Source organism: Rhizobium sp. YJ-22 (assembly GCF_029601685.1).
GTDB lineage: Bacteria > Pseudomonadota > Alphaproteobacteria > Rhizobiales > Rhizobiaceae > Metarhizobium.
Map to the genome: position 1 here is coordinate 180606 of NZ_JARRIR010000004.1, position 26497 is coordinate 207102.

The 26497-nt window shown below is 63.8% G+C and carries 23 protein-coding genes; 15 read left to right on the plus strand and 8 right to left on the minus strand.

Translation table 11 applies throughout. The features are described 5' to 3' along the window. Nucleotides 1-71 precede the first annotated feature (71 nt). On the minus strand, nucleotides 72-1436 hold the full coding sequence (gene glmU, locus P7F60_RS11425; protein ID WP_277917850.1) for a bifunctional UDP-N-acetylglucosamine diphosphorylase/glucosamine-1-phosphate N-acetyltransferase GlmU: 1365 nt from the start codon (nucleotides 1434-1436) through the stop codon (nucleotides 72-74). A 170-nt stretch (nucleotides 1437-1606) separates the two neighbouring features. Then, complete coding sequence (locus tag P7F60_RS11430) at nucleotides 1607-3529, minus strand: L,D-transpeptidase family protein (RefSeq protein ID WP_277917851.1); 1923 nt, start codon at nucleotides 3527-3529, stop codon at nucleotides 1607-1609. Nucleotides 3530-3971: 442 nt separating this feature from the next. On the opposite strand from P7F60_RS11430, the gene fumC reads away from it, so the two are divergent. The 3 genes from fumC (at nucleotide 3972) to P7F60_RS11445 (ending at nucleotide 8395) form a co-directional block, all read left to right on the plus strand. Continuing rightward, nucleotides 3972-5363 carry a class II fumarate hydratase gene (fumC, locus tag P7F60_RS11435; RefSeq protein WP_277917852.1) on the plus strand — a complete coding sequence of 464 codons (1392 nt, stop codon included), beginning with the start codon at nucleotides 3972-3974 and terminating at the stop codon, nucleotides 5361-5363. 133 nt (nucleotides 5364-5496) lie between these two features. Further along, a complete protein-coding gene (locus P7F60_RS11440; protein ID WP_277917853.1) occupies nucleotides 5497-7104 on the plus strand; it encodes a fumarate hydratase in 1608 nt (535 codons plus the stop codon). 223 nt (nucleotides 7105-7327) lie between these two features. Beyond that, entirely contained in the window at nucleotides 7328-8395 is a 1068-nt protein-coding gene (locus P7F60_RS11445; RefSeq protein ID WP_277917854.1) for a GGDEF domain-containing protein, read from the plus strand. Nucleotides 8396-8441: 46 nt separating this feature from the next. On the opposite strand, the gene P7F60_RS11450 is transcribed toward P7F60_RS11445, so the two are convergent. From P7F60_RS11450 to P7F60_RS11460, 3 genes are read right to left on the minus strand one after another with little or no spacing between them, the layout of a single operon-like run. Beyond that, nucleotides 8442-8828, minus strand: a complete 387-nt coding sequence (locus tag P7F60_RS11450; protein WP_277917855.1) for a hypothetical protein — start codon at nucleotides 8826-8828, stop codon at nucleotides 8442-8444. 32 nt (nucleotides 8829-8860) lie between these two features. Next, nucleotides 8861-10702 carry a monovalent cation:proton antiporter-2 (CPA2) family protein gene (locus P7F60_RS11455; RefSeq protein WP_277917856.1) on the minus strand — a complete coding sequence of 614 codons (1842 nt, stop codon included), beginning with the start codon at nucleotides 10700-10702 and terminating at the stop codon, nucleotides 8861-8863. Between the two features lie 14 nt (nucleotides 10703-10716). After that, nucleotides 10717-11091, minus strand: coding sequence for a DUF971 domain-containing protein (locus P7F60_RS11460; RefSeq protein ID WP_277917857.1), 375 nt, complete (start codon nucleotides 11089-11091; stop codon nucleotides 10717-10719). 215 nt (nucleotides 11092-11306) lie between these two features. Here P7F60_RS11460 and moaA point away from each other — a divergent pair, with 215 nt between their 5' ends. Together moaA and P7F60_RS11470 are read left to right on the plus strand one after the other, a co-directional pair. Beyond that, nucleotides 11307-12296 (plus strand): GTP 3',8-cyclase MoaA, encoded by a 990-nt coding sequence (gene moaA / locus P7F60_RS11465; protein WP_277918172.1) that lies wholly within the window; start codon nucleotides 11307-11309, stop codon nucleotides 12294-12296. A 155-nt stretch (nucleotides 12297-12451) separates the two neighbouring features. Continuing rightward, nucleotides 12452-13357 (plus strand): S1C family serine protease, encoded by a 906-nt coding sequence (locus tag P7F60_RS11470; RefSeq protein WP_277917858.1) that lies wholly within the window; start codon nucleotides 12452-12454, stop codon nucleotides 13355-13357. Nucleotides 13358-13479: 122 nt separating this feature from the next. Here the strand turns inward: P7F60_RS11470 and P7F60_RS11475 are convergent, their stop codons facing one another. Continuing rightward, nucleotides 13480-16017, minus strand: coding sequence for a HAMP domain-containing methyl-accepting chemotaxis protein (locus P7F60_RS11475; RefSeq protein WP_277917859.1), 2538 nt, complete (start codon nucleotides 16015-16017; stop codon nucleotides 13480-13482). Then, the gene (locus P7F60_RS11480) at nucleotides 16004-16240 is read right to left on the minus strand and encodes a hypothetical protein (RefSeq protein ID WP_277917860.1); all 237 of its coding nucleotides are present in this window, start codon (nucleotides 16238-16240) and stop codon (nucleotides 16004-16006) included. Before P7F60_RS11480 ends, P7F60_RS11475 begins: the two co-directional genes overlap by 14 nt. Nucleotides 16241-16258: 18 nt before the next feature. On the opposite strand from P7F60_RS11480, the gene mobA reads away from it, so the two are divergent. Together mobA and mobB are read left to right on the plus strand one after the other, a co-directional pair. Then, entirely contained in the window at nucleotides 16259-16876 is a 618-nt protein-coding gene (mobA, locus tag P7F60_RS11485; RefSeq protein WP_277917861.1) for a molybdenum cofactor guanylyltransferase MobA, read from the plus strand. After that, a complete protein-coding gene (mobB, locus tag P7F60_RS11490; protein WP_277917862.1) occupies nucleotides 16873-17418 on the plus strand; it encodes a molybdopterin-guanine dinucleotide biosynthesis protein B in 546 nt (181 codons plus the stop codon). Before mobA ends, mobB begins: the two co-directional genes overlap by 4 nt. Before the next feature lie 22 nt (nucleotides 17419-17440). Here the strand turns inward: mobB and P7F60_RS11495 are convergent, their stop codons facing one another. Next, nucleotides 17441-19594, minus strand: a complete 2154-nt coding sequence (locus P7F60_RS11495; RefSeq protein WP_277917863.1) for an OmpA family protein — start codon at nucleotides 19592-19594, stop codon at nucleotides 17441-17443. A 331-nt stretch (nucleotides 19595-19925) separates the two neighbouring features. On the opposite strand from P7F60_RS11495, the gene P7F60_RS11500 reads away from it, so the two are divergent. The 8 genes from P7F60_RS11500 (at nucleotide 19926) to P7F60_RS11535 (ending at nucleotide 26495) form a co-directional block, all read left to right on the plus strand. Further along, nucleotides 19926-20708, plus strand: a complete 783-nt coding sequence (locus P7F60_RS11500; protein ID WP_277917864.1) for an ABC transporter substrate-binding protein — start codon at nucleotides 19926-19928, stop codon at nucleotides 20706-20708. A gap of 114 nt (nucleotides 20709-20822) precedes the next feature. After that, nucleotides 20823-21626, plus strand: coding sequence for an ABC transporter permease (locus P7F60_RS11505; RefSeq protein ID WP_277917865.1), 804 nt, complete (start codon nucleotides 20823-20825; stop codon nucleotides 21624-21626). Further along, nucleotides 21623-22453: an ABC transporter permease gene (locus P7F60_RS11510; protein WP_277917866.1), complete on the plus strand. Its 831-nt coding sequence runs from the start codon at nucleotides 21623-21625 to the stop codon at nucleotides 22451-22453. Before P7F60_RS11505 ends, P7F60_RS11510 begins: the two co-directional genes overlap by 4 nt. A 158-nt stretch (nucleotides 22454-22611) precedes the next feature. After that, the gene (locus P7F60_RS11515) at nucleotides 22612-22878 is read left to right on the plus strand and encodes an usg protein (protein WP_277917867.1); all 267 of its coding nucleotides are present in this window, start codon (nucleotides 22612-22614) and stop codon (nucleotides 22876-22878) included. Nucleotides 22879-22948: 70 nt separating this feature from the next. After that, nucleotides 22949-23764, plus strand: a complete 816-nt coding sequence (locus P7F60_RS11520) for a class I SAM-dependent methyltransferase (RefSeq protein WP_277917868.1) — start codon at nucleotides 22949-22951, stop codon at nucleotides 23762-23764. A 24-nt stretch (nucleotides 23765-23788) separates the two neighbouring features. Further along, entirely contained in the window at nucleotides 23789-24661 is an 873-nt protein-coding gene (locus P7F60_RS11525) for an NAD(P)-dependent oxidoreductase (RefSeq protein ID WP_277917869.1), read from the plus strand. Nucleotides 24662-24961: 300 nt separating this feature from the next. Next, entirely contained in the window at nucleotides 24962-25978 is a 1017-nt protein-coding gene (gene cobT, locus P7F60_RS11530) for a nicotinate-nucleotide--dimethylbenzimidazole phosphoribosyltransferase (protein WP_277917870.1), read from the plus strand. Between the two features lie 136 nt (nucleotides 25979-26114). Next, a complete protein-coding gene (locus P7F60_RS11535) occupies nucleotides 26115-26495 on the plus strand; it encodes a diacylglycerol kinase (RefSeq protein ID WP_277917871.1) in 381 nt (126 codons plus the stop codon). Nucleotides 26496-26497 lie beyond the last annotated feature (2 nt).

Consider the following 26497-nt stretch of genomic DNA (forward strand, 5'->3'; position numbering starts at 1 on the left):
TGTATGCGGCAGTCCTAACTTTTTCAGCGGTTTACGCAACCCGCCCATCGGTCACATTCGATTTCGCCAGGTTACGACTTCGCCGCTTTTTTCGCAGCCTTCAGCGCCAGCGCCCGCTCACGGATCAGCTTTGCGCGGCCGGGCTTGGTCTCCTGCCGGGCGCGGCCGAGCGCCAGGGCCTCATCCGGCACGTCGACGGTGATGACGCTGCCCGATGCCACGTAAGCGCCGTCGCCGATGCTGACGGGGGCGACGAGAGCCGAATTCGAGCCGATAAAACTGTTCTCGCCGATGCGGGTCAGGTGCTTGTTGACGCCGTCGTAATTGCAGGTGATCGTTCCGGCGCCGATATTGCTGCCGGCGCCGATGATGGCGTCGCCGATATAGGTCAGGTGGTTGACCTTGGCCCCCCGGCCGATATCGCCGTTCTTCACCTCGCAGAAATTGCCGACCTTGGAGTCTTCCGCCAGTTTCGCACCGGGGCGCAGGCGAGCGAAGGGGCCGACGGTCGCGCCGGTCGCGATATGTGCGCCCTCGATATGGCTGAAGGCATGGATGACGGCGCCGCTTTCGATGGTGACACCGGGGCCGAAGACGACATTCGGCTCGATCAGCACATCCTGACCGATGACGGTGTCATGCGACAGGAACACGGTTTCCGGGGCGATCATCGAGACACCGGAAATCATCAGTTCATGGCGGCGGCGCTGCTGCCAGAGCTTTTCGATGGCGGCGAGTTCGGCGCGGTTGTTGCAGCCGGTCAGTTCTTCTTCCGGCGCATCGACGGCAACCGCATGGCCGCCGAGCGAGCGGGCAATTTCCACGAGATCGGTGAGGTAGAATTCGCCCTTGGCATTGTTGTTGCCGATGCGGCCGAGCAGGTCGAGCGCCTTGCGACCGTTGATCGCCATCAAGCCGCTGTTGCACCAGGTAACCGCACGTTCGGCGTCGCTGGCATCCTTCTCCTCGCGGATGGCGATCAACTCGCCGTCCGCGACCAGCAGGCGGCCATAGCCGGTGGGATTGTCGGTGTGGAAACCGATGACCACGACGTCATTGCCGGCGGCCAGACCCTCGCGGGCGGCGCGCAGCGGCGCATCCGTGATCAGCGGCACGTCACCGTAAGCGACGAGGATATCATCGTAGCCGCGCCCGATCGCCTCGCGGGCAGCGAGCACGGCATGGCCGGTGCCGAGGCGTTCGGTCTGCAGCACCGGCGTCACCGAGGCGCCGGCCACGGATGCGGCCGCCGCAACCTCCTCGGCATTGCGGCCGACCACCAGCGCCACATCGGAAATGCCGGTACGGACGATGGCGTCCATGACATGGGCGATCATCGGTCGGCCGGCGACCGGATGCAGCACCTTGGACATCGACGACTTCATCCGGGTGCTTTCCCCGGCGGCAAGGATGACGGCAAGGCAGGTGCGTTCCATGAGAATCTCCGCGAGGCGTTGGTGTATCCGCCCGGACTGCGTAAAGGCAGTCGCGCCGGGCGGCAAGTCACAGTCGCATCCCAAGACAAACAATCCGTGACGGCAGGTCCGAACGAAAACGGACGGGAATTGCTTCCCGCCCGCCCGTCTCTTGCCGTCCCGCGAAAGGCTCAGCTCTGTTCGCGCGCCCTGGTCGTCGCCTCGAAAGCCTTCACGACATAATCATCCCGGCCGTAAACGTCGTCGAAGTATTCGACCTCGTCGTTCTTGTTCGGCCATGCCGTGAAGTAGGCGACATAGACCGGGATCTTCTGTGGAACGGCGACCGCCTTGTTCTTGCCGGCCGCGATCTGCTTGGCGACGTCGTCGACGCTGGTGCCGAGAACGGCTGCCGCCATGGCGCGCGGATCGGACAGGCGCACACAGCCGTGGCTGAGGGCACGCATATCCTTCTTGAAGAAGCTCTTCTGCGGCGTGTCATGCATGTAGATCGCATGGCTGTTGGGGAACAGGATCTTCAGTTCGCCCAGCGCATTGTCGCCGCTCGGCGGCTGGCGCACCGAGATGGCGTTGGTCGAGCCGTACCAGTTGACGCTGCTGGACGACACGGCCTGACCGTTGACGGCGACCTCGTAGCCCATGCGATCGAGATAACCGGGATCAGCGCGCAGCTTCGGCAGCATCTCGTTGATGATGATCGACTGCGGAACGCCCCAGAAGGGATTGAACTCGACGGTCTGGATCTCGTCTTCGAAGAAGAACGTCTGGTGCGCCTTTGAGCCGACGACGGTGCGCATCGACAGCTCTTCGCGGTTGTTGTTGTGGTAGTAGACCATGAAGGCCGGCTGGTTGATGAAGACATAGCGGCTGCCCAAATCGTTCGGCAGCCAGCGCGCCTGCTCCATGGCGACGATCAGCTTCTGCTGCTTCGCGCCGTCGCTATGGCCGATGAGCGCCCGCACGGTCGCCTGCCCGATGACGCCATCCGGCTTCAGCCCACGCTCCTTCTGGAAAGCCTCGACGAGATCGACGATTTCGGGCGTATAGTCCTGCGCGGCCGTGGCCGTCGCCAGAGTCGTGGCGTGAGCGGCCTTCAGGTCGGCCGAGCCCGAGCGGGCGATGGCGGCGACGATGTTCGGCAACTGGTCGGACGTGCCGCCCGGCTTGAGAGCGCCGGTCAGCGTGATCGAAATCGGCTGGGCGCCCTCGCCCTGCTCGGCGCGCAGCTTCGCAAGCTCCGCCTTCAGCGCCGCGAATTGCGGGCTGGAAGGCGAGCGGCTGTTGAGATAGGCGGCGATGTCGGGCGAAGCGGACGCCACCTTCATGACACCGGCCAGATTGACCGTCTTGCGCTTGAAATCGTGATAGCCGGAAATGCGGTTGGGATCGACGCGGCCGCGCACGGTGTCCTGCACATAGGCGAGCATCCTGGCGGAGAGATCCAGCTCAAACTGCATCAGGCCGCGGGCGCGTCCTTCGGCATCGGCCGGGTCGGCGGGCTCGGTCGGCAGCGACACGGCATAGTCGCGTGGGTCGAGGCCGACATCGGCGGCCGCATTTAGCACGTCGATCGCCGCGCGGGCCTTGTCGGTCACCTGCTCGCCGGCGACCCAGAGAAGGGGCGCGCCGTCGCCGTAATAGGTTTCCAGAGCCTTGGCGATATCGTCGGGCGCCATTACCCTGGCTTCCGACATGGTGCGGCGCTGGCCGAGACCATCGGACGGGCTCGGCGCCAAGCCGACCTCGCTCGGTTCGGCGGTGACGGCGCCGGTGACGACCGGATCGGCGAATCGGGCCGTCGAGACGAGGCGCAGGCCATCGGCCTTGTAGGTGTAGTAAGTCGGGCCGGTGACCTTGGGCAGCGGCTTCGGCTCGGAAGGCGCGGCCATCGCCTCCTGTGCGGGGCTCGTCGCCATCGGCATGGCCACGCCCGGCAGAGCCTGCTGCTGCGCCTGGCGGCCCGGCGATTGCGCCAGCTTGTTGCTGCGCAGAAAATCGAACAACGTGCCGGCCGACGCCGGCTGAGCGCCGAGGAACGCCACACTGCACATCAGACCCAGCGCCAGCGCGCCGACACTCCGGTATTTCGTCATGTAAAAAGTCATCCCCGTCATCTGAGGTCGGCACCGCCCCGGCGCATTCTTGATAAAACGCAGTGTTACTGGATCGTCCCTGCGTTGAAAAGCAAACGGCCGGGTACGGACGGTTATTCGCGACGACCTGTTTCCGAAAAAACACGGCCGCTTCGTGCATACTGACATTCATACAAAATTATGAAATGATTGGTTAATTTTTCGCGATTTTTTTCGCCAGCCTTGTTTGCGACATCAGGGGCGCCCATGCAATTCGTTGAAATCATTGTGGCTGTGTCCGGAAAGCAACGACATCGGCCTTTGGGGTCGGACGTTCACCATAACGTGAAGCTCTGTCCCCCCGCCGTCCGGCCGCATCGCTCATCTTGACGCTGGCGGCGGCCGAGGCGGGCACCCATACTAGAGCGCAGGGAGACCCCCCTGACGCCACGGAAGGAAGACCATGAGCACCACCCGCACCGAAACCGATACCTTCGGCCCTATCGAGGTTGCCAGCGACCGCTACTGGGGCGCGCAGGCCGAGCGCTCGCGCGGCAATTTCAAGATCGGCTGGGAAAAGCAGCCGCTGTCGATCGTGCGCGCGCTCGGCATCGTCAAGCAGGCGGCGGCGCGCGCCAACATGGCGCTCGGCCATCTCGACCCCGAGCTCGGCAAAACCATCGTCGCGGCGGCGCAGGAGGTCATCGACGGCAAGCTGAACGAACACTTCCCGCTGGTCGTCTGGCAGACCGGCTCGGGCACGCAATCGAACATGAACGCCAACGAGGTGATCTCCAACCGCGCGATCGAGATGCTGGGCGGGGTGATGGGCTCCAAGAAGCCGGTGCATCCCAACGATCACGTCAACATGAGCCAGTCGTCTAACGACACCTATCCGACGGCCATGCACATCGCCTGCGCCGAAGTGATCGTCCACCGCCTGCTGCCGGCGCTGAAGCACCTGCACGGGGCGCTGGAAGCCAAGCGCAAAAGCTTCGACCACATCATCAAGATCGGCCGCACCCATACGCAGGATGCGACGCCGCTGACGCTGGGGCAGGAATTCTCCGGCTATGCCGCGCAGGTCGCCTCCTCCATCCGCCGCATCGAGCTGACGCTGCCCGGCCTCTACGAGCTGGCGCAGGGCGGCACCGCCGTCGGCACCGGGCTGAACGCGCCCATCGGCTTTGCCGAGAAGGTGGCTGAGGAGATCGCCGGCATCACCGGCCTGCCCTTCGTCACCGCGCCGAACAAGTTCGAGGCGCTGGCTGCCCATGACGCCATGGTCTTTGCCCATGGCGCGATCAACACGGCGGCTGCCGCCCTGTTCAAGATCGCCAACGACATCCGCCTGCTCGGCTCCGGCCCCCGCGCCGGTCTCGGCGAGCTTGCGCTGCCGGAAAACGAGCCGGGCTCGTCGATCATGCCCGGCAAGGTAAACCCGACGCAATGCGAGGCGCTGACCCAGGTTTGCGTGCAGGTGTTCGGCAATCATGCGGCGCTGACCTTCGCCGACAGCCAGGGCCATTTCGAGCTGAACGTCTACAATCCGGTGATGGCCTACAACTTCCTGCAATCGGTGCAGTTGCTCGGCGATGCCAGCGTCTCCTTCACCGACAATTGCGTCACCGGCATCGAGGCGCGCGAGGACAATATCCGTCATGGCGTCGAGCGTTCGCTGATGCTAGTCACCGCGCTTGCCCCGACCATCGGCTACGACAGTGCCGCCAAAATCGCCAAGACCGCCCACAAGAACGGCACGACGCTGCGCGAGGAGGCCCTGAAGACCGGCCTCGTCACCGCCGAGCAGTACGATTCCATCGTGCGTCCCGAGCGGATGATCCAGCCCGGTTGAAGGAGTTGAAACCATACTTCGCATGAAAGGAAGACGGTCGCGGCAACGCGGCCGTCTTCTTCTTTAGATTCATTGCAATTTGGAATTCGACTGCGTAAACCACCGCCATCTCCCACCCTTGAAGGCTATTTCAATGGCAGATGCGCTTTTTCCGCTCAGCGAAGACACCACCCCCTATCGCAAGATCAGTTCCGACCATGTCTCGGTCGACACGTTCAAGGGCCAGGACGTCCTGACCGTCGAGCCGGAGGGCATGCGCCTGCTGGCCGAAGCCGCCTTCGCCGACATCAACCATCTGCTGCGCCCCGGCCATCTCAGCCAGCTCGCCCATATCCTCGACGACCCTGAGGCCACCGACAACGACCGCTTCGTTGCCTATGACTTGCTGAAGAACGCCAACATCGCCGCCGGCGGCGTGCTGCCGATGTGCCAGGATACCGGCACTGCGATCGTCATGGGCAAGAAAGGCCGCAACGTCTGGACCGATGGCGGCGACTACGATGCGTTGGCGCGCGGCGTGCTCGACGCTTACGAGCGCAAGAACCTGCGCTATTCGCAGCTCGCGCCGCTGAAGATGTTCGAGGAAAAGAACACCCGCAACAACCTGCCGGCCCAGATCGACCTCTATGAGGAAGGCACCGACGCCTACAAGTTCCTGTTCATGGCCAAGGGCGGCGGCTCGGCCAACAAGACCTTCCTCTACCAGGGCACGCCCTCGCTTCTGACCCACGACCGGATGATCGACTTCCTCAAGGAGAAGATCCTGACGCTGGGAACGGCAGCCTGTCCCCCCTACCATCTGGCGATCGTCATCGGCGGCACCTCCGCCGAGATGACGCTGAAGACGGTGAAGCTGGCGTCCGCCCGCTATCTCGACGGCTTGCTGACACAAGGGTCGGAAAGCGGCCATGCCTTCCGCGACCTCGAAATGGAAGCCGAAATCCATAAGCTGACCCAGAATCTCGGCGTCGGCGCCCAGTTCGGCGGCAAGTATTTCTGTCATGACGTGCGCGTCATCCGCCTTCCCAGGCATGGCGCGTCGCTCCCCATCGGCCTCGGCGTCTCCTGCTCCGCCGACCGCCAGGCGCTCGGCAAGATCACCCGCGACGGCATCTTCCTCGAACAACTCGAAACCGATCCGTCGAAATACATGCCCGAGGTCGACGAGGCCAAGCTCTCCAGCTCGATGGTGCGCATCGACCTGAACCAGCCGATGAGCGCCATCCTCGCCGAACTTAGCCGCCATCCGGTGAAGACACGCCTGTCGCTGACCGGCACGATCATCGTCGCCCGCGACCTCGCACATGCCAAGATCCGCGAGCGCCTCGAAAACGGTCTCGGCATGCCCGACTACATGAAGAACCATCCGGTCTATTACGCCGGCCCGGCCAAGACGCCGGCCGGTTACGCCTCCGGCTCCTTCGGGCCGACCACGGCGGGGCGCATGGACAGCTATGTCGACCAGTTCCAGTCCTTCGGCGGCTCGATGGTGATGCTCGCCAAGGGCAACCGCTCGCGCAGCGTGCGCGACGCCTGCAAGGCGCATGGCGGATTCTACCTCGGCTCCATCGGCGGACCTGCCGCGCGTCTCGCGCAGGATTGCATCAAAAAGGTTGAGGTTCTCGAATATCCCGAACTCGGCATGGAAGCCGTGTGGAAGATCGAGGTGGTGGATTTCCCCGCCTTCATCGTCATCGACGACAAGGGCAACGACTTCTTCCAGGAATTGAATCTGAGCTGACTTCTCCGCCGGGGCGGGCAAGGCAAAATCCGCCCCGGCGTCCGGCAAGGCCCAAGTGTTTGTTTACTATTTTAGGACAAAGTAAAGTTCGACATTTCAAAAATGCGAACTTCCCTATGAATTCTTGTCGGAAACAACTTGGGCAAATGCATTAGCAATTTCACAAGGTTTCTGCGGTAACAGATTCATTCAGGTTGTGAGCAAGCAGTTAGGAGCAGCCGAAATGACGACGGCACCTGCGCTGAAAGCGCAGATCCCTGACATCGCAGGACAGATCACGTATGCGATGCGGACCATGGGAGTCGCTCCCATACCTCGCAACTACGAGTTGTTTTACGAAGCCTACATCGGCTCCAATCCTGCGCTGACGCGTGATCTCGCCGCATTGGGCAACCGAGCGACCCAGGAAGAACTGGACGCGATTGCCCAACAGCACGCCATTCACGGGCAGGCCCGGATCTTCGAAGCGGCCCATATCAAGCTCATTAACGAACTCGACGGCGTGATGCGCCTGCTGCGCCAGGAGCAGACTTCTCTCGACAGCTATAACAAGCTGCTCGGCGAGACCTATGAGCGCATCAACAACAAGCACACGACCAGCGCCGACCTGTTGCGCAACGCGGTGCAGCTTCTGCAGGAAGCCACCGGCGACACGATGGCCCATGGCGAAAAGACGGTCGAGGGTTTCGCCCGCAAGTCGGAGGAGATGGATCAGGTCCGTCGCGAACTCGACGAATACAAGCGTATCGCCAATACCGATTCGCTGACGCGGCTGGCCAATCGACGCGCCTTCGACGACAAGCTGGTCTCGCTCTACGACAATCCGATGGCGCTCAGCCTCACCAGCCTCATCATCGCCGATATCGATCATTTCAAGCGGATCAACGATACGTTCGGCCATCCGGTTGGCGACAAGATCCTTGCCACCGTCGCCAGCATCATTCGCAGCAATCTGCGCCGCGATGTTTTCGTCGCCCGCACCGGCGGCGAGGAATTCGCCATCATCGTCGAGGGCCAAACGGAAGACGAGGCCCTGCAGATCTGCGAGCGTATCCGACGCGTCCTGGAAACGACACCGTTCAAGAATTCCAAGACCGGCGTCAATTACGGTCCCGTCACCATCTCGCTGGGCCTGTGCATGGCCTCCGAAGCCGCCGATGCCGGCGAACTCTACAGCCGCGCCGACGTCGCCCTCTACAGCGCCAAGAGCGCCGGACGAAACCGGACGATGCGCTTCGAGGAAGGCATGAAGAAGGACTTCGTCAAGAGCTGGCTGATCTACAAGAAATAGCCGCGACGTGCCCGGATGGCGCCGCCGCGCAATCCCGTTTCGGCGATCAGTAGACGGTGACGTCGATATAGTCGCCGCCGCTGCCGCGATAGATTTCCACATGAATGCTGCAATTGCCTCTCACCAGGGCGCGCGCCGCCTGGCGGGTGATGGTGCCGCGGCTGATCATCCGTTCGGCGAGATCGCGGTTGCGGGCCGAGGCAAAGAAGCCGTCGCCCTGGTCGCCGCGCTGGCGGATGTTGAAGCGATGGTAATTGGCGCGATCCTGGCGGATGACCTGCCAGGGCTGCGTCAGCCGGGCGCCGCTGGAATTGTAGAGATCGTCCTCGCCGATATAGGCGTCGTATTGCTCGATCAATTGGTCGGCGCGGGCTATCCCCGCCGTCAACAGGCCGCAGGTCATGACCGCCGCCGCCAGTGCAAGTCTCTTCATTCGGTTTCCCTTTCCCTCTCGAAATGATCGGCTCAGCCGGGCGTCTCGGCTGCGCCTGCGGCCTGTGCCGCCTCGCGCGCGGCGTCGCGGGCGGCGCGGTCGCGACCGGTGCGCGCCGCCACCAGGTCGGCGGGCTGGGCATTGCCGCGAATGAGCGCGCGCCCGGCGTAGATGCCGCCGACCAGGTCCAGTTCGAAACGCTGGCGGTCGATTTCGCGCGTCTCCTCGACGATGCTGGCTGCAACGTCAGGAGCCTCCCCCAGCACGCGCAGGGTCTCCTCGCCGAAGCGGAAGGCGGATTCGACCGTCTCGCGCATCTGGAAATCGACGCCCGCCTGGATGAGGTCGATGGCATGGCCGCGATCGAAGGCGCGCGCCAGCACCGGCACCAGAGGATATTCATGGCGCACGTGTTCGGCGATCTTCAGCGCCGCATCCTTGTCGTCGATCATGATCAGGATGGCCCTGGCGGTCGCGGCCCCCGCCGCATGGAGAATCTCGGGCCGCGAGGCATCGCCGTAATAGACCTTGAAGCCGAAATCGGCGGCGTCACGGATGAATTCCGCATTCTTGTCGATCAGCGACACGGTATAGCCCCGGGCCAGCAGCGGCTGCGAGACGATCTGACCGAAGCGGCCGAAGCCGACCATCAGCACCGAGCCCTCGACATTTTCCGGCCCGGACAGTCCTTCCGTATCCGGCTGCGGTTTCGGCGCGAAGCGATCATGCAGGATGACCATCAGCGGCGTCAGCACCATCGACAGGATGATGGTCGCACCGAGGATGGCATTGGTCTCGCCGTCGATCAGGCCGGCGGCGCGGGCCGCCGCATAGAGCACGAAGGCGAATTCGCCGCCCTGCGCCATCAGCACCGCCCGCTCCAGCGCCTCGGCGCGGCTCGCCTTGGCGAAGCGGGCGACCAGGTAGATCAGCCCCGCCTTGGCCGTCATGAACACGACGACGCCGGCCAGCACCACCGGCAGGTTTTTGGCGATGACAGAAAGATCGATCGCCATGCCGACGCCAAGGAAAAATAGTCCGAGCAGGATGCCGCGAAACGGCTCGATATCCGCCTCCAGCTGATGGCGGAAGGACGATTCCGACAGCAACACGCCGGCGAGAAAGGCGCCCATGGCCATCGACAGTCCGCTAAGTTGCATGGCCAGCGCCGAACCCAGCACCACCAGCAGCGCCGCCGCCGTCATCACCTCGCGGGCATTGGCCGCCGCCAGCACCCGGAACAGCGGATTGAGAAGATAGCGGCCGGCCAGGATCAGCGCCGCCAGCGCTCCGACCGCAATGGCGATCGAGGTCAGCCGCTCCGTCAGCCCCACCGCCTCGCCGCCGCCGCCCAGAAACGCGACGATGGCGAGCAAGGGAACGATGGCGAGATCCTCGAACAGCAGGATGGCGACGATTTTCTGGCCCTTCACCGCCGAAACGGCGTTGCGCTCCTGCAGCATCTGCATCACGATGGCGGTGGAGGTCAGCACGAAGCCGGTGCCGGCGACGAAGGCGATGACCGGCGCATAACCGAACAGGAAATGCGCCACCACCGTCAACGCCGCGATGCAGCAGCCGACCTGCAGGGCGCCGAGCCCGAAAATATCCTTGCGCATGTCCCACAGCCGCGAGGGCTGCATTTCCAGCCCGATGACGAACAGGAACATGACGACGCCGAGTTCGGCGATGTGCAGCACCGCCTGCGAATCGGAAAAGAACCCGAAACCGAACGGGCCAATCGCCAGTCCCGCCACGAGATAGCCGAGCACCGAACCGAGCCCGATGCGCTTGAACAGCGGCACCGCCACCACGCCCGCCGCCAGGAGGACGACGACTTTTGCAAGATCGGTTGCGTGTCCCTCGACGGCCATCGGTCTTTCCTTCGTCAGCGCGGCTTTTCGGTTCGGTCGCGGGTCATGCCCTTGTCGGCGAGTTCCTGCTCGTAGGCCGCAAACAGCGCTTCGCCCTTTTCGCCGAGTTCGCGCAGATAGGTCCAGGTGAAGATGCCGGTATCGTGCATGTCGTCGAAGCCGATGCGCACGGCGTAATTGCCGGTCGGGGCGACCGACAGGATGGCAACGTTGCGTTTGCCCGGAACCGTCACCTTCTGCCCCGGCCCATGGCCCTGCACTTCCGCCGATGGCGACAGCACCCGCAGCAGTTCCGCCGAAAGATCGAACCGGGCGCCGTCGTCGAAGGCGACGATCAGCCGGTGCCGGTCCTTCGAAACGCGCAGTTCCGTGGGCCAGGATGTGCTCATATGCGTCTTCCCAACTCTTTCGTTTTCATGCCATTCGAGACAGGAGTACGTTGCCCGGCAACCCTGCGCAAGCGCAAACTGGCGCCGCCGTTTTCCGCTCTTTGCCTTGACGATGCCGCATCCGAGGGACACATTATAACCTTAACGGAGGACCGGGTGTGAATACGATAACAAGACCGACGCAAGGCGCGCCGCTGACGGCGGACAGATCGCCGATGATCGATCCGTTCGGGCGTCGGGTGAGCTATCTGCGCGTTTCGGTCACCGACCGCTGCGACTTCCGCTGCACCTACTGCATGGCCGAGACCATGCAATTCCTGCCCAAGAAGGATCTGCTGACGCTGGAGGAACTGGATCGACTCTGTTCCGCCTTTATCGCAAAGGGCGTACGCAAGCTCAGGCTGACCGGCGGCGAGCCGCTGGTGCGCAAGAATATCCTGTATCTCATCCGCTCGCTCGGCCGCCATATCGACGAAGGCCGCCTGGAAGAGTTGACGCTGACGACCAACGGCTCGCAACTCGCCCGTTTCGCCGACGAACTCTACGATTGCGGCGTGCGCCGCATCAACGTCTCGCTCGACACGCTGAACCCCGAAAAATTCCGCCAGATCACCCGCTGGGGCGATTTCGACAAGGTGATGGCCGGCATCGAGGCGGCGCAAAAGGCAGGCATCAAGGTCAAGCTCAATGCCGTGGCGCTGAAGGACTTCAACGACCGGGAAATTCCCGAGATGCTGCGCTTCGCCCACGGTCGCGGCATGGACCTGACCGTTATCGAAACCATGCCCATGGGCGAGATCGACGAGGACCGCACCGACCAGTACATGCCGCTTTCGGTGCTGCGCGAAAGGCTGGCCGAAGAATTCACCTTCACCGACATTCCTTATCGCACCGGTGGGCCGGCGCGTTACGTCGAGGTCGCGGAAACCGGCGGGCGGCTGGGCTTCATCACGCCGATGACCCATAATTTCTGCGAGAGCTGCAACCGCGTGCGCCTGACCTGTACCGGCACGCTTTACATGTGCCTCGGCCAGAACGACGCCGCCGATCTGCGCTCCGCCTTGCGGGCCTCCGGCGACGATGCCCTGCTGATGGCGGCGATCGACGAGGCGATCACCCGCAAGCCCAAGGGCCATGATTTCATCATCGACCGCACCCGACAGAAACCCGCCGTCGCGCGCCATATGAGCGTGACCGGCGGCTGACGCAGCGATCGGGACGATCCGAGCAACGGTGAGAAAAACGCGCAGTTGCGGGATTTGCGTGGCGCCTTCCCTTGTTCCGGCCCGCCTTCGATCATAGCTATGACATGAGAGAAGGGCGGCATTCCCACGCCGGCCCGCAAGACAGGATGGATGGCATGGATATCGACAGCATTCAGCGCTCGATCGTCGCCGTCAGCGCGACGATCCCCGACAACGCATACACCGCAAAGACGCTCGGCACCCACCGCGAAGGCAGTGGGGTGGTCATTCGCGAAAACGGCCTCGTCTTGACCATCGGCTATCTGATCACCGAAGCCACGCAGGTCTGGCTGACGCTGCATGACGGCCGCATCGTCGCCGGCCATGCGCTGGCCTATGACCAGGAAACCGGTTTCGGCCTCATCCAGGCGCTCGGCGCCCTCGACGTCCCCCCCGTCAGGTTCGCGGAATCCGCCGCCGTCAAAATCGGCGACAGCGTCACCCTCATCGACGGCAGTCGCCATGCGGTGAAAAGCCGGATCGTGGCGCGGCAGGAATTCGCCGGATACTGGGAATACCTGCTGGATGACGCCCTGTTCATCGCCCCGGCCCACCCCTCCTGGGGCGGAGCGGCGCTCATCGATGCCGAAGGGCGGCTGGTCGGCATCGGCTCGCTGCGGCTGCAGATGAGTCGCGGCGGCGAGGTCGCGGACATCAACATGATCGTGCCGATCGACCTGCTCGCGCCGATCCTCGACGATGTGCTCAACACCGGCCAGGTGAATCGCGCCCCTCGCCCGTGGCTCGGCGCCTTCTCGGCGGAAGCCAGCGGCGGCGTGGTGGTAATGAGCGTCGCCGACCACAGCCCGGCGCAGCTTGCCGGCCTCAAGCGCGGCGACGTCATTTCGGAAATCCGCGACGGTGAAGTCGGCGGCCTTGCCGATTTCTACCGCAAGGTCTGGGACAGCGGCCCGGCCGGCGTCGAAATTCCCATGCGCGTCATTCGCGATGGGCGTGACGCCTGGGTACGCGTCAAATCCGCCGACCGCAACGCCTTCCTGCAGAAGCCGCAGCTTCAATAAAAATGAAAGGTCGATCCCTCTCCTTTGCCGCGCTCCGCACGCCCGGAGATGACGTCATGAGGGAGCCCGCCGGCTTGTCGATATGAAAACGGCCTCCGAAGAGGCCGTTTTCAATTTCGGTATCAGGCGGCAGTGTTCTGCCAACGCCGCTCGCCGTGATGGCCGAGATCGATCTGGTGGTCGCTGATCCGGAAGCGGTCGATTTCGTCGGCGAGCAGGCCGACGCGCTGGCGCAGGCCATGGATCTCGGCATTGTTTTCCTCGACCATGGCGGCGTTCTGCTGGGTGATCAGTTCAACCTCCTGTACCGCCTTGCTGACCTCGCTGATGCCGGTATATTGCTCGCTGGCGGCGGCCGAGATCGCGGCGACGAGTTGCTGCACCTCGCTCACATGGTTGATGATGACCGACAGCGCCCCGCCGGTTTCCTCGACCAGCGTCACGCCGCTCTGCACCTGGGCGGAGCTGGCCTGGATGAGGCCCTTGATTTCGCGCGCCGCACCGGCACAGCGCTGCGCCAGTTCCCGCACCTCCTGCGCCACGACCGCAAAACCGCGCCCGGCCTCGCCCGCACGGGCCGCCTCGACGCCGGCGTTCAGCGCCAGCAGGTTGGTCTGGAAAGCGATCTCGTCGATGACGCCAATGATGGTGGCGATCTTTTCCGAGGACTGGTTGATCTCACCCATGGCATGGACGGCGCGGGCGACGATCTCGCCGGAGCGCTGGGCATGCCCCTGGGTGTCGTTGACGGTTTGCGAAGTGCGTCTGGCGCTGTCGGCAGTGGAGCGCACGACATCGCTGAGATGGCGCAACGCCCGCGAGCTTTGCTCCAGCGCCGCCGCCTGCTGTTCGGTGCGGCGGGCGAGGTCGTCGGCGGAAGCGGCGAGATTGCCTGTGCCGCCGCGAATTTCCTCGGTGGTGGCGCGCACGTCGGACAGTGTGTGGCGCAGCGCGCCGACGGCATTGTTGTAGGTATGGGCCATCTCGATGAAATCGGCCGACAATTCGTCGCTCATGCCCTCCTGCAGATCGCCGGCGGCGAGTTTCTGCAGCACGTCGGAGAGGGCGGCGAGCGCCTGCTTCTGTTCCGCCTCAATGCGGGCACGCTCGGCAGCGCGGCGGGCGGCCTCCTCCGCGCTCGCCTCGCGGGCGGCGGCAGCCTCCTGCTCCAGCCGGACGTTTTCCAGCGCATTGTCCCGGAAGACGGCGACCGAACGCACCATGTCGCCGATCTCGTCGCCACGGTCGCGGCCGTCGATGGCGACGTCGAGATCGCCCTTCGCCAGACGCGTCATGGTCTCGTTGACCCGCTTCAGCGGCCCGCGCAGGCTCTCGACGAGCATCAGGCCGCCTGCGATGGCGAGCAGCGTGCCGAGCACCATCGCCGCGACCGATACCTTGGCGGAACGCTCACTGTCTTCCTTGCCGAGTTCCTGCGCATCGCTGACGAAGCTCTTGAGATCGGTCATGGCGGCGTTGAGGATATCGACGGTGGCGCCGCGCGCCGCCTGCCAGTTGGCGGAAGCCAGCAGCATTTCGGTGGAGGAATGGTCGATCAGTTGCACGATCGGCGTCACCTTTCCGGCGAAATCGCGCATCGTGCTGTTCTTGGAGCCGAGCTGGGAAATGACGGAACTGGAGATGGTCAGTTCCGCCAGGTCCGCCATCACTACTTCGCGCGCTTCCGTGCTGAGCTGCACGCGCATCTGGTTGACGTCGAGGCGGAGCTTGGCGATGGATTGAAGCGATTGGTCGACGAACTGCAGGAGATCGCGCAACTGGCTGACATCCTTGTCGAGCCCGACGAAACGCTCGGCGGCGGTGTTCGAGTTGGAGATCGCCTTTTCCGCCAGCTTCTGCTCCAGCGCCGGGAAGGCCGACAGTGCGGCGAGGATCGCGGCGGCATCCTTGCCCTTCAATGCGGCATCGAGCTTTGCCTGAAGATCGACGACCGGCTTGACCGCCTCCCGCCCCTTGGCCGAGAGAAGGCCGTCGACCTTGGCCAGTTCCTTGGCAAGGGCGGGCACATAGGTGCCGGCGGCCTTCATCTGCGCGGACGGATCGGTTTCCTTCGAAATCGCGATGCGCACCTTGGCCATGCGGTCCGACAGGCTTTTGAAAGCCGAGGCGTCGAACAACAAGCCCTTGGCGAAGGCTTCCTTGTCGGAAAACTCGGTGCGGATGACGTCGATCTGGTTCTTGGCGGCGTCGGCGTAGCCGCCGAGCGATTCGAGGCCGGCGAGCATGTCATGGTCGATGCCGTCGCGTTGCGTCTTGATCGTCCACAGCGCCTCGGCCTGCTCGCGCATCCGCGTGCCGAGGCCGGTCACCCGTTCCAGCGCCTTGCGCTGATCGTCGCCGGTCAACAGGCCCTCGAGAACCCGGATGCCGTTTTCCTGCCGGTCGATCGCCTCCGTCAGCGCGGCGCGGCTGTCTTCGGCCGGCGCGCCGGTGAAATTCAGCAAGCTCGCCTGCAGGTTTTCGAAATCGCCGATATTCTCGATGGTCGAGCGTGTCACGGTCATGTGACCGTTGAGCATCGTCGCGGTATAATATCCGACAAGGCCGACCCCGGTGATCAGGGCGACGAAAGGCACCACGAACAGCAGCACCTTGGTGACGATTCGGCGGCTTTGCAAAAGACGATCAATGGAAAACAAGGGGTGACCTCTGCCGACGCATGATCCGGAGCCGGGAGATCATCGCTCGGCCCAAGCGGATCCAGTCAGATCTTGCCTCATGCAAGAGCGATGCAGCGAGGCTGCGCCAAGAGAATTGAGGAAGGATTAAAAATTCTTGCAAAAGCTTTTGTTTTAAAAGAGCTTTTGCCGACATGGCCGATGCTTCGGCCAAAGCCGACAAAAAGTTTTCCGTCTGCGTCATCCATAAAATCGAGGGGGTATGGTGAAACAGAGCTTGCTGCATAAGCCGCCCGGCCTGATCCTGGCCGGCGGTCAGTCGCGCCGCATGGGAAGCGACAAGGCACTGCTGGCCTTCGGCGGCACGACGCTGCTCGGCCACATCACGGCACGGCTAAGGCCACAGGTGACGTCGCTGGCGCTGAACGGCCCGCTTGAACTTGACAGCGACCTGCCCCGCCTTCCCGACAGCCTGACCGGCCATCTCGGGCCGCTCGCCGGCATTCTCGCGGGGCTGGAGGCGCGGCTCGGCCCTGATGCGACGCATGTGCTGACCGTTCCGGTCGACAGTCCCTTCTTTCCCGCCGATCTCGCGGCGCGGCTGGCGGATGCCCTCGACGGCGACGAGACAATCGCAGTCGCGGCCTCGCAAGGGCGCGATCATCCGGTTTTCGGGCTCTGGCCGGTGGCGCTGGCGAACGATCTGCGCCGCTTCGTGCTGGATGACGAGCGCCGCAGCATTCGCGGCTTTCTCGATCGCCACAATGCGCGGATTGTCGAATTCGCAGAGCTTCCCAGCGGGCTCGATCCCTTCTTCAATGTCAATACGCCTGCGGATTTCGCACGGGCACAGCAATTTCTGGAACGAGGCATGGCATGACCGAGCGTCGCATTTTCGGCATTTCCGGCTGGAAGAATTCGGGCAAGACGGGGCTTGCGGTGCGCATCGTCGCCGAACTCACCCGGAGGGGTTTCCAGGTCTCGACCATCAAGCACGCCCACCACGATTTCGACATCGACAAGGTCGGCGCCGACAGCTACCGCCATCGACAGGCCGGGGCGCACGAGGTCACCATCGTCTCCGGAACGCGCTATGCCATCATGCATGAATTGCGCGGCGCGCCGGAGCCGAGTTTCGAGGAGATCCTTGCCCGCCTCGCCCCTTGCGACCTGGTGCTGATCGAGGGCTACAAGCGCGAGCCGATCCCCAAGATCGAGGCGCGACGGCTGGAGGCCAGCAACCGGACACCGCTGGCGCCGAGCGATCCCCATATCGTCGCCATCGCCGCCGATCATGCCGTCGCAGATACCGACCTGCCGGTCTTCGATCTCGACGACACCATGGCGATCGCCGATTTCATCGCCGTTACCGTCAATCTGCCGGGACGAAAAACGCCGCCGGAAACCAGCGGCGCTTCGTGACGGGCATCACGTTCCCGGCAGATCAGTTCTTGGCGACCGGGCGGACCAGCGGTGTCACGCGGCGGATGGTGACGCGTCGGTTCTGCTGCTCGGCAGCTTGCGTGCGCACCTTGAGGTAACGCTCGCCATAGCCCTGCGTCGTCATGTTTTCCGGCGGGATGCCGTAGACCTCGGTCAGTAGAGAGGCGACCGAGTCGGCGCGCTTGTCGGAGAGGATCAGGTTCGACTGGTCGGAGCCCACCGCATCCGTATGGCCTTCGATCAGGAAGGTTTCACCCGGATCGCGCTTCAGTACCTTCTGGATCGCATCGGCCACCTGGCGCAGCGTGCGCGCCTGGCTCATCGGCACCTCGGCGCTGCCGGTGGCAAAGGTGATGGTATCGAGGTCGATACGGCGCACCTTGTCGCGCAGGCGAGCGGAATACTTCACCTCGTCGATGGAATAGGTGCGCTCGACGCGCTCCACCGGCGGCTCGGCGAGGAAGTCGTAGTAGTCGCGGTCCGGCTCGCTCGATGTGTCGATGATGTAGTCCTCGACCGGCACCGTCAGGCGCATCGGCGGCAGGTCGCGACCGGCGTCATAGACGACAGGCGGACGGTCTCGGTCGGCGTCGGGAGCATATACCAGCAGATATTCCTCGCCGTCCGAGCCGATGCGCGAGCGCTGGATGATATCGCCATACTGATTGTAGATGGTGATCAGGCGCACGCCATTCGGCCGCTCGATGGTTTCGCGATAACGGCCGCGCGGCAGGCGGTCGTAGTGGGTTTCCTCGGCGTCGCGGCTGAGGCGCGGACGATCGTCGCCGCGCACCACCATGTGGTTGTCGACGCGCAGCACGGTGCGATTGTCGTTCTGCTGCAGGATGACGACATTGTTGGTTGTGTTGGTGGTGTTGTTGATGGTCGTATTGCCGCTTTCTCCGTCCTGACGGTTGCGGCGATCTCGACCGCCACCGGCATTCTGGCCGTCGGCGCCCGACTGCATGGCGGCACCGCCCTCTATGACGGCCGGAAGGGCAAATTGCGGGGCCTTGTCGATGCGCTGGCCCTTTTCCTCGATCTGCTTGCGCAACTGCTCCGCGTTCACCTGCGGCGCGGCGGCCTGAGCCTCGGCGTCGTTCTTCGGCGGGGGCGCGGCCTGCTCGCCGCGCTGCGCTTCGCGCTGGCGGCGGCGTTCGTCGCGGGCGGACTGGCCGCCGCGATTGTCCGCATCCTTGTCGCTGTCGAGCACGGCGGCGCCATTGTTTACCGGCAGGACGACGGTCTCGTCGGTCTTGGAAGGATCGGCGGCAATCGCCTTCTTTTCCTCGACCGTGCGCTTGTCGACGATCGGCGGGGCCGGCGGCTGCTGGGCAGCTGCATCCGGGGCGGGCGCGGCAGCGCCGTTTTCACCCTGCGTCTGCGGCTCGGGGGTCGGTTGGGCAGGCGCCGGCGTCTGTGGCTGCTCTGCGGGCTGCTGGGTCTCGGGCTGCGGCGCGGCCGGCTGTTGCTGATCGGCCGGGGTCGTTTGCGGTTGTTCGGCCGGCTGCGGCGCGGCGGGTGCCTGGGCCTCCGGTTCCGGCTGGGGCTTCTTGTGCTTGCGTTGCGGCGCTTGCTCCTGCTGCTCTTCGGCCTGCTGCTTGTGGCGTTTGTGGGTCGGCTGCTCTTCCTGCTGTGGCTGTTCAGCCGGGGCCGCTTCCGGCTGCGGCTCGGCAGCGGGCTGTTCGGCGGGCGCCTGCGCCTCGGGCTGCGGCGCGGCCGGTTCTACCGCCGGCGCCTGCTCTTCGGCCGGCTGCTTCTTGTGCTTGCGCGGCGCCGCCTGTTCGGGCTGCTCGGCAGGAGCCGCTTCCGGCTGAGGCGCAGCGGCGGGCTGCTCGGCCGGTGCCTGGGCTTCGGGCTGCGGCGCGGCGGCCGGCTGCTCGGCCGGCGCCTGGGGTTCCGGTTGCGGCGGGGCCTGCTCTTCGGCGGGGGCCTGTTCTTCGGCGTGCCGCTTCTTGTGCTTCTGTTCGGCAGGCTGTTCTTCCGTCTGGGCCTGCGGCTGCTCCTCGGGCAGGATTTGCGGCTGCTGCTCGTCGCTCGCCTGGGCGAGCTCGAAAGGTTGCTGGCCGTTGGCGGCTAAAACCGACTGGACCGTCATCGCCACCGACAGGAACGGCAGGGCAACACCGGCGAACAGTCTGGATCGAAGCGTCATCTATCTTCCTCTTCTTGCGAAGGTTCGTCATCTGCCGCGCATCTTGCGCGCGGCGGTTTTCTCTTGATCGCTCTTCATGGCTATCGAACGGCGACTTAACCGGCGATGAATGACGATTTTGCGTCACGGCCAACGCATAAGCGACGCGATCGTTCCCAAAACGGCCTCTGGCATCGTTGCAGGACGGGCGTGGACGGCTTTCGCCTGCGACCTATTTTCTGTTGCTTTTCTCGCAAGGCGCGGGAATATCGTAACCGGCGGGTCCAAGCCCGCACCCATTTGGCGACCGGAGAAAAGAACCGCCCGGCGCCCGCCAACAGAGAGGATCACCATGCGTATCGCCACTCGCCTTCTGGCTGCGGCCTCCCTCGCCGCCCTGTCCCTTTTCGCCGGCAACGCCCTTGCCGAGGGCGAAAAGGTGATCATCGGGACGGAAGGCGCCTACCCGCCCTTCAACAACCTCGAATCCGACGGCACGCTGACCGGCTTCGACATCGACATCGCCAAGGCGCTCTGCGACGAAATGAAGGTGACCTGTGAGTTCGTCACCCAGGATTGGGACGGCATCATCCCCGCCCTGCAGGCCAAGAAGTTCGACGCCATCATCGCCTCGATGTCGATCACCGACGAGCGCAAGCAGAAGGTCGATTTCACCGACAAGTATTACAACACACCGCCGGCCATCGTCGTGCCCAAGGATTCGCCGCTGAAGGATGCCTCGGAAGAATCGCTGGCCGGCAAGACGATCGGCGTGCAGTCCGGCACCACCCATGCCAACTACGTCGAAGCCCACATGAAGAAGTCGGAGCCGAAGCTTTATCCGACCGCCGACGAATACAAGCTCGACATCGCCAATGGCCGCGTCGACGCCGTGGTCGACGATATCGTGGTGCTGTCGCAGTGGCTGAAGACCACGGACGGCGCTTGCTGCAAGCTGCTCGCGCCGCTGCCGATCGACATCAAGATCAACGGCCAGGGCGCCGGCATTGCCATCCGCAAGGGCGATGACGCGCTGCGTGAAAAGTTCAACGCGGCCATCAAGGCGATCCGCGCCAACGGCAAGTATGAGGAAATCAACAAGAAGTATTTCGATTTCGACGTCTACGGCGGCTGATTCGGTTTCGAAGAAACAAGCGTTCGATGGCGGGAGATGCAATCTTCCGCCATCGGCATATGAGATAGAAAGATCAATCAAAATGCGGACCCAACCGCAAAGGGGATATATGGTATGAGCGGACCGTTCTCCGCCTTGGGCTCGTTCTGGGCCTGGATTTCCTATGTTTTCGATCCGTTCTGCGGTCCGGTGGGCGTGTTCAGCCTGTTCGGTTCCTCGACGGTGGTGGCCTGCGGCGATGCCGGCTGGGGTGACGAGATCGCCTTCGGCGTCAAGGTGACGATCTCGCTGGCGCTGGCGACCTTGCCGCTGGGCCTCGCCATCGGGTTCTTCATGGCGCTGGCGCTGCAAGCGGAGGACAAGGTGCTGCGGCTGGCAGCCGGCATCTACACCACCATCTTCCGCGGCCTGCCGGAACTGCTGACGCTGTTCATCGTCTATTACGGCGCACAGATCCTTATCCAGTCCGCCTTCGCCGCGCTGGGGTATGACGAGCGCATCGAGATCAACGCCTTCTTCGCCGGCATGGTGGCGTTGTCGGTGGTGTTCTCGTCCTATTGCTCGGAAGTGCTGCTCTCGGCCTTCAAGGCGATCCCTTACGGGCAATACGAGGCCGGCGATGCGCTGGGCCTGCGCCGCGCCCACACCATGGGGCTGGTCATCCTGCCGCAGCTCGTGCGCATCGCCCTGCCCGGCCTCGGCAATCTCTGGATGAACCTGCTGAAGGACACCGCCCTCGTCTCGATCATCGGCCTTTCCGATATCCTTCGCCAGACCGGCGTCGCCGCCAAGGTCAGCAAGGAAGCCTTCTTCTTCTATGTACTGGCCTGCATCCTGTTCCTGCTGCTGGCGATCATTTCCTCCTACGGATTGCGCCATATCGAAAAATGGGCTTATCGCTCGGAGAAACGCCGATGAGCTATGTTCAGGAACTGATCCCGCCGCGCCCGGCGCCGGCGGTGGCGATAAAGCCGGTCAGCGCCAGCCGCATCACCGGCGTCGTGCTGCTGACGCTGTGGGCCCTGCTTGGCGTCGCCCTTGTCTACATGATCGTCTCCGGCTGGGACGTCGAAAAATTCACCCGCTACGGGCCGCGCTATCTGTCCGGCCTGTGGGTGACGCTGTCGCTGGTCGGAGTTTCGCTGGCGCTGGGGGCTCTGCTGTCGCTGCCGATCGCCTTCGCCCGCATGTCGAGCAATCGCTTCCTCAACGCGCTGGCCTACGGCTATGTCTACGTCTTTCGCGGCACGCCGCTTCTGGCGCAGCTTTATCTGATCTACTACGGCTTCGGCAGTTTCCGACCGCAACTGGAAGCGGTCGGCTTGTGGTGGTTCTTCCGCGAGGCCTGGTATTGCGGCATGCTGTCGATGATGCTGAACACCGCCGCCTATCAGGCGGAAATCCTGCGCGGCGCGATCCTCAGCGTGCCCAAGGGACAATTCGAAGGCGCGCAATCGCTCGGCCTGCCCGCCTCGGTCACCTTCCGCAAGATCGTGCTGCCGCAGGCGCTGATCGTGGCGCTGCGCCCCTATGGCAACGAGATCATCCTGATGATCAAGGGCTCGGCCATCGTCGCCGTCGTCACAGTGCTCGACCTCATGGGCCAGACGCGCTACGTCTTTTCGCGCACCTTCGACTACCAGGCCTATCTCTGGGCAGCGATCTTCTATCTCTCGATCGTCGAGCTGCTGCGCCATGCCTGGGCGGCGATCGAGGCGCGGTTGACCCGTCATCTCAAGCGCTGAGCACCTTGGCAGCACTCTCAATTGAATGCTGCCAAGCATTTGAATTCAAACGTTAAATGTGCTATTATGGCCCTAATGTAAAGCTTCGGTTAACCGTGTTCGTGTTCTCTTTCAAGGATGCAGCCCACGACTGCGGCAACTTTGAAAGCGAGGCCGTCATGAGTAAGGACATGGAACTGCAACTGAAGGGCTACGGGGTAACCACGGCCCATATCCTCTATCGTATGCCGGACCATCCGGCGATCCTCCAGACCTATGTCTGGCAGCATTACGACCTCGCTCCGGACTTTCCGGAAATGCGCCATTTCCTGAAATTCTGGGAGGAAACGCTGGAAGGGCCGCTGCATTCGGTGCGTTACGTTCACCGCAGGCTGATCTCCGCCGGCGAATGGCGGGCGCTGAAGGGCGAATTCATCCTGCATTGAACCGTCTTGTCCTTGCCATTCCCACCCACGCTCTTTAGACCATCGAAAACGGTTTACGGAGCGTGCGGCAATGACGAAGATCGACGAGGAAGCCCTGGCGGAAGCCTATAACCAGGCGCTGGCGCTGGAAAAGGCCGGCGACATCGACGCCGCAGTCGCGGCCTATCGCCAGGTTCTGGAGATCGATCCCGAGGATCACGGCGGTGCGGCCGTGCGCATCGCCGCCATGGGATGCGGCGAGACGCCGCCCAAGGCACCGGATGCCTATGTCGAAACACTGTTCGACCAGCATGCCGAAGTGTTTGAGGACGTGCTCGTCGAGCAGCTCGGCTATGCCGTGCCGATGATGGTGCGGCAGCGTCTGCAGGCGCTGAAGCTCGGCCCCTTCCAACGCCTGCTCGATCTCGGCTGCGGCACCGGCCTTACCGGCGAAGCGCTGGCCGACATGGTCGAGGATATGACCGGCATCGACATTTCCGAAAACATGGTCGAGCTCGCCCATGAAAAGGAACTCTACGAAACGCTCTACGTCGCCGAGCTGGAAGACTTCCTCGAGGACAATGACGACGAGCCCTTCGACATCGTGACCGCCACCGACGTGCTGCCCTATCTCGGGGCGCTGGAGCCGCTGTTCTTCGGCGCGGCCGAAAACATGACGCCCGGCGGCCTGTTGATCTTCTCCTCAGAGACCCTGCCGGCCGACGTGCTCGGTGAGCGGCCCTACATGGTCGGCCCGCACCAGCGTTTTGCGCATGCCGAATCCTATGTCCGCCAACGGCTCGACGAGACCGGCTTTGACGTGGTCGAGGTGACCGACATCAATGTGCGCATGCAGGACGGCAATCCGACCCCCGGCCATCTGGTCATCGCCCGCCTGCGCGGCTGAAGTTAATCAAGAGGAGCATGACCAATGGCAAATGTGGCGTTCATCGGCCTCGGCGTGATGGGTTTTCCGATGGCGGGACACCTGAGGAACAAGGGCGGCCATGCCGTGACGGTCTATAACCGCACCGCCGCCAAAGCGGAAAGCTGGACCAAGATCTATGGCGGCGCATCGGCGCCGACGCCGGCGCAAGCGGCGCGCGACGCCGATTTCGTCTTCACCTGCGTCGGCAACGACGACGACCTGCGCCAGGTCACCACCGGCGCCGACGGCGTCCTTTCCACTATGAAGCCAGGCGCCATCCTGATCGACAACACCACGGCCAGCGCCGAAGTTGCCCGCGAACTCGACGCCGCCGCCCGCGCCCGTGGCTGCCGTTTCATCGATGCGCCGGTCTCCGGCGGCCAGTCCGGTGCCGAAAACGGCGTGCTGACCGTCATGTGCGGCGGCGAGCCGCAAATCTTCGAGAAAGCGCGGCCGGTGATCGACGCCTATGCGCGCATGGTTGGGCTGATGGGCCCGGCAGGAAGCGGCCAGCTTTCGAAGATGGTCAACCAGATCTGCATCGCCGGGCTGGTGCAGGGCCTGTCGGAAGGCATCCATTTCGCCAAGCGCGCTGGTCTCGACGTCGAGCGGCTGATCGAGGTGATCTCCAAGGGCGCCGCCGGCTCGTGGCAGATGGAAAACCGCCACAAGACGATGAACGAAGGCAAATTCGATTTCGGCTTCGCCATCGACTGGATGCGCAAGGATCTCGGCATCGTGCTGTCCGAAGCCCGCCGCAACGGCGCCACCCTGCCGGTCACCGCGCTGGTCGACCAGTTCTACGGCGACGTGCAGGCCATGGGCGGCAATCGCTGGGACACGTCGTCGCTGCTGGCGCGCCTGGAGAAGCCGTAAAGCAAGAGCAAGACTGTCGCCGCCTATCCCTTCCGGCAACCTCATCGCATATGAGCCGAGCGCTGCTCCAAAACCCCTTCCCCCCCTCGGGGAGAAGGGATTTTCGGCACCGAGGAGCACTATGGAGCTATCCTGCTTCCTCTTCGCAGCTCAGGAATTTCAAGGCAGCGGCTTCCTTCCATACCCGCCCTCCGTCTGCGACAATGGCAGCCGCTTTTGCAGTTGGCGATTTTCGTCAGGCTCCTTTATAGACGGCGACGGCTTCGTTCCATTGCTTCGAGCACAGACAAGGATATCCCCATGAGCGTGACCGGCCTTCCCTTCGACGATTTTCGTGCGCTGTTGCGGGAGCTCCCCGGCCCCGATGTGAAGGCGCTGGCGGAGGCGCGCGCGCGTGACGCCCAACTCACCAAGCCGCCGGGCGCGCTCGGCCGTCTCGAGGAAATCGCCTTCTGGCTGGCCGCCTGGAGCGGCCGCGCGCCGGCTGTTACCCGGCCCCTGGTCGCCATCTTCGCCGGCAATCACGGCGTCACCCGCCACGGCATCACGCCCTTTCCGCCTGAAGTGACCAAGCAGATGGTCGCAAACTTCTCTTCCGGCGGCGCGGCGATCAACCAGATCTGCATCGCCCATGATCTCGGCCTGAAGGTCTTCGACCTGGCGCTGGATTATCCGACTGGCGACATCACCTGCGAGCCGGCGCTTTCCGAGCGCGATTGCGCCGCCACCATGGCCTTCGGCATGGAGGCGATTGCCGGCGGCACCGATCTGCTGTGTATCGGCGAAATGGGCATCGGCAACACCACCATCGCCGCCGCGATCAATTATGCGCTATACGGCGGCACGGCGGCCGAATGGGTCGGCCCCGGCACCGGTTCGCATGGCGAACTGCTGGAGAAGAAGGTTCGCGCGGTCGAGACCGCCGTCGCCTTTCACAAGGACCACCTCTCCGATCCCCTGGAAGTGCTGCGCCGCCTCGGCGGCCGTGAAATCGCCGCCATGGCCGGCGCGATCCTCGCCGCACGCATGCAGAAGGTGCCGGTGCTGATCGACGGTTATGTCGCCACCGCCGCGGCCGCCATCCTCAAGGCCGCCAACCCCTCGGCGCTCGATCATTGCCTGATCGGCCATGTCTCGGCCGAGCCCGGCCATCTGCAGGCGGTCGAAAAGCTCGGCAAGACGCCGCTTCTGGCGCTCGGCATGCGGCTCGGCGAAGGCACGGGTGCGGCGCTTGCCGCCGGCATCGTCAAGGCCGCCGCCGCCTGCCATTCCGGCATGGCGACCTTCGAAAGCGCCGGGGTCAGCAACAAGGGCTGATGTTTTTTACGGTAGGCGCGCGGCGTGGCGACACGCGCCCGCGCTTGCGCCTTCGCCCTCGAATCGCTATGCGCAACGGCAAGCCATGCCAACGGAGCCGGGCGGCAAGCGCCGCCTGCAGCAGAAAGTACATGACGTGAGCACAGCGCCCTTCGAGAAAAAGACCGGCATCAGCCATTTCTTCGCCGCCGCGAGCTATTCGCGCGACGGTTTCCTGCGCCTGCTGCAGGAAGCCGCCTTCCGGCAGGAACTCGGCTTCTTCGTCGCCATCCTGCTGATCTTCCTGCTGGTCGGGGCCAGCGCCGGCGAATTCATGGTCGTGACCGTCCTGTTCCTGGCGCTGTTTGCGATAGAGGCGATCAATACCGCCATCGAGGAGCTTGTCGATCGCATCTCGCCGGAGATTTCGTCCGTCGGCAAACATGCCAAGGATCTCGGTTCATTCGCCGTCCTCTGCACGATCCTAAGCGCCAGCCTTTATGCGCTGGTCACTGTCGCCATGCACCTGTTCGCATAAAT

What these genes read in the sequence shown, in the direction of transcription:
- glmU (WP_277917850.1), bottom strand. Translation starts at nt 1,436, where the DNA reads ATGGAACGCACCTGCCTTGCCGTCATCCTTGCCGCCGGGGAAAGCACC.
- P7F60_RS11430 (WP_277917851.1), bottom strand. Translation starts at nt 3,529, where the DNA reads ATGACGAAATACCGGAGTGTCGGCGCGCTGGCGCTGGGTCTGATGTGC.
- fumC (WP_277917852.1), top strand. Translation starts at nt 3,972, where the DNA reads ATGAGCACCACCCGCACCGAAACCGATACCTTCGGCCCTATCGAGGTT.
- P7F60_RS11440 (WP_277917853.1), top strand. Translation starts at nt 5,497, where the DNA reads ATGGCAGATGCGCTTTTTCCGCTCAGCGAAGACACCACCCCCTATCGC.
- P7F60_RS11445 (WP_277917854.1), top strand. Translation starts at nt 7,328, where the DNA reads ATGACGACGGCACCTGCGCTGAAAGCGCAGATCCCTGACATCGCAGGA.
- P7F60_RS11450 (WP_277917855.1), bottom strand. Translation starts at nt 8,828, where the DNA reads ATGAAGAGACTTGCACTGGCGGCGGCGGTCATGACCTGCGGCCTGTTG.
- P7F60_RS11455 (WP_277917856.1), bottom strand. Translation starts at nt 10,702, where the DNA reads ATGGCCGTCGAGGGACACGCAACCGATCTTGCAAAAGTCGTCGTCCTC.
- P7F60_RS11460 (WP_277917857.1), bottom strand. Translation starts at nt 11,091, where the DNA reads ATGAGCACATCCTGGCCCACGGAACTGCGCGTTTCGAAGGACCGGCAC.
- moaA (WP_277918172.1), top strand. Translation starts at nt 11,307, where the DNA reads ATGATCGATCCGTTCGGGCGTCGGGTGAGCTATCTGCGCGTTTCGGTC.
- P7F60_RS11470 (WP_277917858.1), top strand. Translation starts at nt 12,452, where the DNA reads ATGGATATCGACAGCATTCAGCGCTCGATCGTCGCCGTCAGCGCGACG.
- P7F60_RS11480 (WP_277917860.1), bottom strand. Translation starts at nt 16,240, where the DNA reads ATGACGCAGACGGAAAACTTTTTGTCGGCTTTGGCCGAAGCATCGGCC.
- mobA (WP_277917861.1), top strand. Translation starts at nt 16,259, where the DNA reads ATGGTGAAACAGAGCTTGCTGCATAAGCCGCCCGGCCTGATCCTGGCC.
- mobB (WP_277917862.1), top strand. Translation starts at nt 16,873, where the DNA reads ATGACCGAGCGTCGCATTTTCGGCATTTCCGGCTGGAAGAATTCGGGC.
- P7F60_RS11495 (WP_277917863.1), bottom strand. Translation starts at nt 19,594, where the DNA reads ATGACGCTTCGATCCAGACTGTTCGCCGGTGTTGCCCTGCCGTTCCTG.
- P7F60_RS11500 (WP_277917864.1), top strand. Translation starts at nt 19,926, where the DNA reads ATGCGTATCGCCACTCGCCTTCTGGCTGCGGCCTCCCTCGCCGCCCTG.
- P7F60_RS11505 (WP_277917865.1), top strand. Translation starts at nt 20,823, where the DNA reads ATGAGCGGACCGTTCTCCGCCTTGGGCTCGTTCTGGGCCTGGATTTCC.
- P7F60_RS11510 (WP_277917866.1), top strand. Translation starts at nt 21,623, where the DNA reads ATGAGCTATGTTCAGGAACTGATCCCGCCGCGCCCGGCGCCGGCGGTG.
- P7F60_RS11515 (WP_277917867.1), top strand. Translation starts at nt 22,612, where the DNA reads ATGAGTAAGGACATGGAACTGCAACTGAAGGGCTACGGGGTAACCACG.
- P7F60_RS11520 (WP_277917868.1), top strand. Translation starts at nt 22,949, where the DNA reads ATGACGAAGATCGACGAGGAAGCCCTGGCGGAAGCCTATAACCAGGCG.
- P7F60_RS11525 (WP_277917869.1), top strand. Translation starts at nt 23,789, where the DNA reads ATGGCAAATGTGGCGTTCATCGGCCTCGGCGTGATGGGTTTTCCGATG.
- cobT (WP_277917870.1), top strand. Translation starts at nt 24,962, where the DNA reads ATGAGCGTGACCGGCCTTCCCTTCGACGATTTTCGTGCGCTGTTGCGG.